At 33.2% G+C, this 9,517-nt stretch carries 10 protein-coding genes; 9 read left to right on the plus strand and 1 reads right to left on the minus strand.

Annotated elements, in window-relative coordinates:
* The first annotated feature begins 436 nt into the window (after positions 1–436).
* From AC6CH1_RS19130 to AC6CH1_RS19155, 6 genes are all read left to right on the plus strand, one after another.
* Positions 437–1,663 carry a hypothetical protein gene (locus AC6CH1_RS19130; RefSeq protein ID WP_498318843.1) on the plus strand — a complete coding sequence of 409 codons (1,227 nt, stop codon included), beginning with the start codon at positions 437–439 and terminating at the stop codon, positions 1,661–1,663.
* Between the two features lie 410 nt (positions 1,664–2,073).
* Entirely contained in the window at positions 2,074–2,622 is a 549-nt protein-coding gene (locus AC6CH1_RS19135; protein WP_498318845.1) for a MerR family transcriptional regulator, read from the plus strand.
* Between the two features lie 136 nt (positions 2,623–2,758).
* On the plus strand, positions 2,759–2,983 hold the full coding sequence (locus tag AC6CH1_RS19140; protein WP_498318847.1) for a hypothetical protein: 225 nt from the start codon (positions 2,759–2,761) through the stop codon (positions 2,981–2,983).
* A 130-nt stretch (positions 2,984–3,113) separates the two neighbouring features.
* Entirely contained in the window at positions 3,114–3,506 is a 393-nt protein-coding gene (locus AC6CH1_RS19145; RefSeq protein ID WP_498318849.1) for a hypothetical protein, read from the plus strand.
* Between the two features lie 463 nt (positions 3,507–3,969).
* Positions 3,970–4,341: a hypothetical protein gene (locus AC6CH1_RS19150; RefSeq protein WP_498318851.1), complete on the plus strand. Its 372-nt coding sequence runs from the start codon at positions 3,970–3,972 to the stop codon at positions 4,339–4,341.
* Between the two features lie 672 nt (positions 4,342–5,013).
* Positions 5,014–5,568: a site-specific integrase gene (locus tag AC6CH1_RS19155; RefSeq protein WP_498318853.1), complete on the plus strand. Its 555-nt coding sequence runs from the start codon at positions 5,014–5,016 to the stop codon at positions 5,566–5,568.
* Between the two features lie 482 nt (positions 5,569–6,050).
* On the opposite strand, the gene AC6CH1_RS19160 is transcribed toward AC6CH1_RS19155, so the two are convergent.
* Positions 6,051–6,827 carry a DUF3800 domain-containing protein gene (locus AC6CH1_RS19160; protein ID WP_498318855.1) on the minus strand — a complete coding sequence of 259 codons (777 nt, stop codon included), beginning with the start codon at positions 6,825–6,827 and terminating at the stop codon, positions 6,051–6,053.
* Positions 6,828–7,098: 271 nt separating this feature from the next.
* Here AC6CH1_RS19160 and AC6CH1_RS19165 point away from each other — a divergent pair, with 271 nt between their 5' ends.
* The 3 genes from AC6CH1_RS19165 (at position 7,099) to AC6CH1_RS19175 (ending at position 9,405) form a co-directional block, all read left to right on the plus strand.
* Positions 7,099–7,560, plus strand: coding sequence for a replication/maintenance protein RepL (locus AC6CH1_RS19165; protein WP_498318856.1), 462 nt, complete (start codon positions 7,099–7,101; stop codon positions 7,558–7,560).
* 308 nt (positions 7,561–7,868) lie between these two features.
* Positions 7,869–8,006 carry a hypothetical protein gene (locus tag AC6CH1_RS19170; RefSeq protein ID WP_498318858.1) on the plus strand — a complete coding sequence of 46 codons (138 nt, stop codon included), beginning with the start codon at positions 7,869–7,871 and terminating at the stop codon, positions 8,004–8,006.
* Between the two features lie 493 nt (positions 8,007–8,499).
* Positions 8,500–9,405 carry a phage integrase N-terminal domain-containing protein gene (locus AC6CH1_RS19175; RefSeq protein ID WP_498318860.1) on the plus strand — a complete coding sequence of 302 codons (906 nt, stop codon included), beginning with the start codon at positions 8,500–8,502 and terminating at the stop codon, positions 9,403–9,405.
* Positions 9,406–9,517 lie beyond the last annotated feature (112 nt).

The following is a 9,517-nucleotide window of genomic DNA, read 5'->3' on the forward strand; positions in this document are numbered from 1 at the left end:
CCTTTTGTAGTGGCTTTTTTGTTTAGTAAAACGTCTTTTTGTTTTACTAAATAAAAAAACGCAAAACAACCGAGCTGGCGAGGGCGTTAGTAGAGTTTTTAGAGGAAAATATTGTTTTCCGAATAAAAGAATAATAGAATTAAAACATAAAAAAAAAGACGTCCCTTTATCTTGGCGGATAAAACGTCTTTTCTCGGAGAACGCAACAAGTGCGCCCTTTTTAAATATTAATATAAGCCTATTATATAAAGAAAATGATGATTAATCAACATTTTCTGACCTGGTTTATTTTAATTTCGGATAAAAGAATTTCTTTTTATTGAAAACCACATTTGTCGCTTCTTCCTTTTTAAAGTTATGGGGGGAATGAATTATGGGAATTGAAAAAGTACAAATAGAACAAAGTGAAATATTGAAAATGCAAGTAGGAGCTGGATTGAGCTTACAAGGATGGGCTGACCTCGTACATCCTGAAAGTGATGGATACGTGACCGTAGCAACCAAAAACGCAGCTGGTGAATGGATTGAAAAGTGCTACCCATCATCTGAGTGGGTACAAAAGTTGGTACGACACAAAGATTTAAGTTGTTATGTATCGGTCAATTCGTTCTTTATTCCAAAACGCAACAACTCGAATGCGCGTCAAATCAACGCTTTTTACGTTGATTTAGACCACTACAAAGAGTTTTTATCACAAGAAGATGTAATGGCTGCTATTGACTTTTTGGTCAAAACAGAACGTCTTCCAGAACCAACAATGATTATTGATTCGGGTCGTGGATTGTATGCGATGTGGTTGATTGAAAGCGTTCCAGCAAAATTTAAAAGCGTCCAAAAGCTTTATAGTCACATAGAAAAGCATTTAATCGATGTGTTGAAAGATTTTGGTAGCGATCCTCAGGCATCTGATATTGCAAGGGTATTAAAAGCGCCATCTACCTATCATCATGTGACAGGAAAAATGGTTGAGGTACTACAATATAACGCAAATCACTATACAATGCGATTTATGCAACAGTGGTTTAATGATTCGGCTATGACAGATTATGATGAGCAGAAAATTGTTGAACGTAAAGTGAAAAACAAGCCCAGAACAAAGCGTTTACAGCATTTATATAACTTTTATTCGTTGGCGATTGCTCGCAGTGAAGATTTAATAAAACTTTGTGAAATGCGTTGTTATGAAATGTCTGGTCACCGCAATACATTGTTACATATGTTCGCCTATCAAATGTTTTTGATACATAACAACTATTATATTGTACGCAGTAAGGTTGCAGAGCTTAATGACAAGCTATCAGACCCAATTCCTACACCTGACCTTATAGCAGTCGTTAAAACGTGCTTAAGAGCTTATGAGGATCATCGAGAGGATATTACAAAGGGTTATAACTATAGAAACGATACAATCATCAAAAAGCTTGCAATCACATCGGACGAGCAACGTCAGTTAAAGACAATTATCGGCAAGGATGAAAAATATAATCGTAATAATACAAAACGTCGAGAGGCACGTCGAGAAGACGGTTTGACTGCTCGTGAGCGTGCGAAAATGGATTTAAGGGACAAAGTTCAAGAACTTAAAGAAAAGGGCTTAAAACAGTCAGAAATCGTTGTAAAATTAGGGGTTTCATTGAGTACAGTAAAAAGAAATTGGAAGTAGTATAACAAGGTGTCACGAAATGGCTCTTTATAAAGTGGGTGGTCGGGTTTGTTTTCCTGGACCACTTTTTTATTATGTTAGTTTATATAGTTTTTTAGGGGTAGATTAGGGTGTCACGAAATGGCTCTTTATAAAGTGGGTGGTGCTGTTTTGCTCTGGCTTTTAGCGATTAACATATATAGGATTTTATACAACAACCTATAGTTATACACTAATCAACCTTGATGATGCGGAGCAAGTTAGACTATGCCGACTATAACAATTCTTAATAGAACCAATTATGAAAAAAGAAAGTAAATAAATTGGACGAATCTTGTAAATAAGCATGATTCAGCCTAAAATAAGCTTAAGGTAGAGTTAAATTTAACTTATTTTATGGCTTAATTTAGGCTGTTTATGGAGGTGGATAAATGCTAATAGGAATTGGAAAAATCACGAAAGAATTAGGGATAGAATCACATACGTTGCATGGCTGGGAAAAGCGAGACTGGCTTGGTGACGTTTTGAAAGATCCAGACAATAACAATCAGCGTGTTTATAATGATCAACAGGTCGAGCGAATCTATTTAATCCATGAAATAATCAAGGGACAAAGAGAAAGAGGAATTAAACGGACTGATTTTGAAGAGGTTGAGGAAAAACTACTCGAACGATTTGGTGGAGAGGTCACGAAAAGAGAGACAGGATTGATGATTCATCCAAATTCGATGGATCAAATGGTCGAAATGATTCAATTGCAACAAAAAATGATGATGGAAATGCAGCAGCAAATCGAAAAATTACAAAACAAAGAGCTGCCAGTACCCGTCGATCACTCTGAAGTGCTTTCTGAAGTCCAAATTCAGCTTAAATTTAGCCAAGAACGTGAAGAAAAGTTGATCGGGCTCATCGAAAAACTACAAGACGACGTAGAAGAATTAAAAAAAATCCCGCCAAAATCCCGTTGGAAGTTCTGGTGAAAAATTAGAAGGAAAATTTCCCAAACGACGCTTTGGGAACGTTAAAAAATAGCTAATACTTGCTATCAAACTGTACTCTCTTTAAATTTAAATGACATAGTGATTATTATTTTTATGAGCGAAGGTGGGATAAAGATTGAGTAATAATAAAAATTCTAAACTTGAGAAATGGCGAAAAGATTATGCTGCGTTAGCTGTTGCAATAGGCTGTTTATATAGTGTTGTTGTAAGTTGGGGAGATAATTTGTTTATGTCTGCATTGCTATCTTTAGGAGTAATAATTTGTGGGACAATTGGCTTTTTTGATTTAAAACGTATTTTAAAAAGGGGATTTAAAAAGCATACAATTCATTACAAATAAACGTTCCCAAATGAAAGTTTGGGGATGCATTCAAAAGGTACGAATAACTGGTCAATAGTAAAGCGTTATGTTGCAAAGTAAAATTTGTAGCGTAGCGCTTTTTTTGTTTCCCAAGACGGGAGTCGAGACGATGAATACTGCGGATTACATTAAAGAAATTCATAGAAATACAGACGGATATATCACGTTTTTCCGTAAGCTTAAAGACGGCGTTAAGCAATACCATTACAAACTAGACGAGATTAACGACGCCCTGTTAAACGAATGGATCACGATCGATAGCTACGTATCTTTAAATAGTTTCTTCGTGCCTAAGCGTAATATCAGAACGCTACGTACGTTGCATAACTTATACGTAGACATCGACTGCTATACGGTCAATATGACGCCTGAGCAAGTCGTATATGAGCTAGAAAACGATCATTACGGCGTATCAATTCCGAAACCTAACATCGTCACATATAGCGGCCGTGGTATCATTATGAACCTTTTTATTATATTAAAGGCGTTGTACTTAATATAAATTAATGAAATATGAGCATAAATAATGTATTGAAGATTGCAAATATCATTTCAATTTCTTTTAAAAAAGTAGGTTCTGTTTTTATATTTTGTGTAATTATAATGGTTCCTATAATAACTAAACAGCTAATAAATATTAATAAATGATTATATTTCATTTAGATCACTACCAATCAATAGATTTAAATATATTACACTTTTAATATAACATTTGAAGAAAAAATAATGGAGATAATGAGTAAATTTGGTACAACTGGCTTATATATGAAAAAGGCACTAAACGTTGATTTAACAACACTTAGTGCCTTTTTCATATTACATTGATGTAGGTAGTATTTCTTTAATTCTAGTATTATAGTATCGAAATTGAACACTCCTATTTTACTACATATTTTTCCTTTACTTACAAAAGATTACAAGTTATAGTTTTATTATACAAAATACTTACTAAAAGGAGATTGAAAATGAAAAATTTGTTGAAAGTTATAATGGCAGGAATGATAATTGCAATTTTTACTACGTCTTCACTATTCCAGCCTATCGCATCTGCTTCTGCAGCGGCAAATAATACAGAGATTATTTTGGATACAAATTATGAGACTGAAGTAATTAAAGTAAATCCAGAAATTGAATTTACAACTCAAGATAGTCTACCACCTAGACAACCTGCAAAGGATCCATTCTGGATAGCTTTCACAGTTGCAATGGCTTCAATTGTTGGGATGACAACGGCACAGACGTTGACTGCCAATGCAGTTAATAATGGTATTGATTGGGCTTGTGATAAATATGATAAGTACACAGGTGTTAAACAATTATGTAAAATTTTTAATTAATATTATTAGTTATTTAAGCTCTCAATCTATTTAACAGATTGAGAGCTTATTTTATATGTTAAAAGTGTTTTGTTTCCTAAAATATAAAATGTTGTATACAATATTTTAATAAGATTATAGAAATTTGAAACTTTTTTTGATGCTAACTAGTAAAATTATATGAAGAATCATTAAAAATTGAATTTAATTAAATAAGTTAAACTAGGGGGATATAATTGAGTGATATAATCGGAACTTTAATAGGGATCGCAATAGGATTAGGAATAATATCATTAGGCGTTTTAATATTTATGTGGTCATTACCTATATTAATTAGATATTTTAAAAATAAAATATAAAATAAAAAATCTATTCTAATATTGCAAATGCAAATTAAAAAACAGCAACCAAAGAAATGATTTGGTTGCTGTTTTTATAACGTTGGCTTTAAAGACTAAAACTATCCCATGCCGTACCACACCAAACCTAATCATTCCAAGTTCCTCCTCACCGATATTTTTAGATCTATGGGGCATTATAAAGCGATGTTCAGGAACTTAGATTATTAGTTTTTTTTAATGTATGAAAATAGATATATTCATACATTCAAATGGCTTATTTTATTCGTTTTATGTCAATGTGATACAATAAGATACATTTAATGTATCTTATTGTATGGTTAGGAGTAAAAAAATGGGGAAAGAAAAGAATGTGCAGCCGTTAAGAACGGTTCAGGAAATCGAAGATATGAGATGGGCTTTGTCACGCTATGCAAGTGTAAGGGATTTGTTTTTATTTAACTTAGGGATTAATACGGGGTTGCGAGTGAGTGATCTAGTCCCTTTAAAAGTAAAAGATGTTAAAGAAAAAATTCATTTGGTCATTATGGAGCAAAAAACTGGGAAAACCAAACGGTTTATGGTTCCTAAAGGTATTAGGGAAGTCATTGAAGGCTATATTCGGGGGATGCAAGAGGAAGATTACTTGTTTCCAAGTCGAAAAGGTAATGGGCCGATCAGTACGACGCAAGCGTACAGAGCTTTGCAAAAAGCAGCAGTTGCTCTTGGACGTGATGATATCGGTACGCATACCATGAGAAAAACATTCGGGTACCATCATTACAAGCGAAATAAGGACGTGGCCACTTTACAAATTTTATTTAATCATTCAGCCCCATCCATCACTTTGAAGTACATAGGAATTACTGATGACGAAATTGATAAGTCGTTAGAAGATTTTTCACTCTAAAAGAAGGGTTTTCTTTTGGTTTAGTGTGAAAAAATGCTGTTTATACTGTTTTAAAATGGTTATATATAACATTTCCAATTCATATAAATAATGTAAATTGAGGAAAATTATCTTTTAGAATTGAACTTTTGAAAAAAAGCTGTATAATATTAAACATAAACATTAAATATAGCCACGCGTATCGTGTGACTATATTTTGAAATATTGATATATCATGCGTATCGCATGGTAAAGAAAAAATTCAGTCATGCGTATCGTGAGGCTGAATTTTTTTTAAAAAAATTTATGTTCAATTTTAAAAGGAAACATATCTTAGTAAGAGTAAAACAAACTGCTAGTTGTTCATGCGTATCGCATGGACAAAAACGCAAAAAGTTTTTGAGTATGGTATAAAAGGTAGCTAAAATAAACAAAATACCAATATCACGCGTATCGCGTGAGGAAAAAAGATTAGTCATGCGTATCGCAAGGCTAATCTTTTTTTATAAATAAATAGGATTATATCTAAATATATCCAATTTATGGCATTCTCTTTTTAATTTATTAAACAAATCAATGGTTAATTGTTCTTTTTTTGAAAACACAGGTTTAGTTAAATCGATTTTATAATAAGCCTGCAAAACCCATAAGATTGTATCTGCTAATTGTAACATTAACGATTTTTTTGATTCCAAAATAAAGTCATCAGGGTAAAATTTATTAGTATTAAATAATGCTTCAGAAATTAGTTTGGATTCATGGATATCTCCTTGAGCGCGAATTAAAACATATTCATCAACAAACTTTTTTTCTAATTCATTAAAAAAGTAAGGAATTAACATTTTATAATCTAATAATTTTTCTTTCGCAGTTAATGAATTTAAATGCCCAATCAAGTAATTTTTGTTTAAAATCCCTACACATATTTCGAGTTTATTAGCTATACAAATATCAATCAAACCTTCTAATACACCAAATCTCTCAGACATATCGAGTTTTCCCCATAAAGAAGTGCCCCGAATAATTTCTGTAGCATGGAAATAAATCCCATCAAAGAAATCTAACTTTCCTTTTATATCATTCATTTCTTCAATAGAAAAACTAAGACTTCCAACTCTGCTAGCGATTAATTGTCTTTTATTTTCCAATAGTAGTGCTATTTGGTTATATACTGTTTTCCATTGAGTATTGTTAATATAGATTCCACCATACAAAAAATTAGGCTGGCTTGTATCTAGTAATCCTGAATTACCTGCTTCGTCCACATATAATAATCCCAAAATTGCCACCTCACTTTTTGTTGTTAGCTAGTAATTTAAAGTTAATACTTACTAAAGTTAATCATATTTTACATTAAATATTATAATATGGAAAGTGCATAAAATATGAAAAAAAAGTGGTGTAATCATTGATATTATTGGATTTGTTTTTTTTATAATTCAAAAAAAGTTGTTATAATACAACTTTAAGTTGTGTAAATTACAACTTTGAAATAAAATATTTGATATATAACAACATTTGTTGAAATAAAAACAACTAGAGGTGGTATTTATGAGAAGAGGACGGTCGAGAGAAAATATATATTGGGGCGCGTTTATTTTAAAATGGTTTGAATTGCTTCAGGACCCAAACTTTACTGGAACAGATTATAAAGTACTATTCTATTTGTGTTCAAAAATGGATTCAAGAACTAATAACATATATACAAAACAAGTACAAATTGCGAATGAATTAAATATGGACAAAGGGAATATATCAAAATCAATTAAAAAATTAAAAGATGAACAATTTATAGTAAAAATAGAAAACGGATTTATGTTTAATCCACATTTATTTTATGTAGGAAAAGCACAAAGAGCAGATAGAGAGGAAATCAGGGATCAATTTGATTCGTTGCTTAAGCAACCTAGGTTTTTTATGGATGAGGATGAAGGTGAATTAGTTGATAATAAATTATTCGAGGGGGTACATGTTCGAAGAGGAGGAATAAAAGATTTAGGAGCTCCATTTTAATAATCTTACGTATCTAGGTAAGTAACTACCAAATCACCGTCACCATTTCTTGATATAGCCTATTGAGATTGTTCCCCTCTATTGCTTGAAAAGGGCATTTTGGAGCTTTACTATATTAAAAAAATATAATAGAATTAAAGTATTAAATTACTTTTACTTTATTTATTATTGTCAATGCCACTGGCATTAGACGTTTTTGAACTTTCAAAGCCTTTGGGTTTTAAAACAGGGAAAGCATAGCTATGCCCTTTTTTAACACCCAGAGGCTTTTTTGCGTTCAAAAATAACCAAAAAGGAGCTGGGGACAGATGAAAGATACACCAAAAATGATTTCATATAACGACTTAAAAGAAGTGATTATGAACAAGAGGAAGGCAGTTAATGACAGGTTTAAACCAATGACGAGAGGTATTCAAACGATGATGACAGGAGAATTTGAGCTATAAAATAGATCACAAAAGACAGGTAGAGTAAAACAAAAAATGGGAGGTAGGAAGTCCAAAAATAACAGCAACATAAGCAATACCAGTAAGAAAATCACCATGCAGCGAAACATGTAAACATTCGTACACTTGTAACTAAGCTTGCTAGCAGCTATTCGAGAGAAGACTTTTGTCGGTTACAACGAGATCGAGCCAACGGCTCACCTGTTTTCAGGAATATCTCATTTTATTACTCATCCTTATCCAGCGGGAGTTTCCGTCTCTTTGCTTCAAAACTAAAAAAATTTCATTAAGAAATTTTTGAGTTTCGGCAAAGAGACGGAAACAGGCACATCGCTCAAATCTCACTTACAGCAACGTTTAGAAGCACTTATATCAGCTGTATTTTATGTAGTTTTCAGTGAGATGCTTTATTTTTGCGAATGGGTGAGGTCTGCACTTTTTTAGAAAGGACAAGGTTATGACAAAAGGAAATTCAGCCATTATGAATCAAACGATGAAGCTTTTTAAGCATACGCGTAGTGGATCTTATGCGACGCGTGATCGCTATTTAAAGAGCTGCAAGACATTCGTCAATTTCTTGGACGAAAATTTTAAAATGAAAAACTTACGAAATTTACAAGATAAGCATTTAGTGGCTTTTGCTGAGTATCGACAAGCAGAAGGAATTAGTGATAAAACGCTCAAAAATGATTTAGGGGCGATCCGTTACCTGCATGACATGGTTCCCAATGCTAAGTATGAACTGGCTTCTAATCAGCAATTAAAGCAAGAATACGATGTGTATTTGAATAAAACGATTGCTGTGACGGGGGATCGTGGCTGGACGGACAGCGAATATAAAGAAATGCAGCAACTTTTATCTACACAATCTGCGAATTTACGTGTAGCAGCGATTACAAGCGATGTGATGACGATTTCACGAACGATGGGCCTTCGAGTGAGTGAGGCTGTTTGTATGCGACGTTCACAAGCTGAAAAAGCACTGCGAACTGGTCATTATGAGGTTTTAGGGGAAGCAAAAAATGGGATGCACCGTTCTGTTCCTCTTTCACCAGAAGTACATCAATTATTAATCGATAGACTTCCTAATATTGAGCGTGGAGGCCGTTTATTCATTGCTGAAGGCGAAAAAGCACATCAGGTAGTCAATCGTATTGAAAAGCATTTAGAACGTTATAGAGGGGCTGTAGAGACGCTAGAAGGTGCAACTAAGCGTATAGATATATCAAATGAGGTCAATCCATTAACTTTTCATGGGTTGCGTTACAGCTATGTACAGGATCGTATGACGGATTTACAAGCTGGAGGTCTGAGCTGGAAAGCAGCAGCCAAGATTGTGACACAAGAGGTTGGCCATGGACGTATAGAAGTTATTAAAGTTTATACCAACGGTAAATAACAGGGTTGTGTAAATAGATATTAAATATTGACCAATTATTTTAGTATTGCCGCCAAGGTACTAGATAAATGTATAGTTAGGTCGATTAAATCAATTTCGATTCGTCTGAGAG

Source organism: Solibacillus sp. GQ1 (assembly GCF_059758555.1).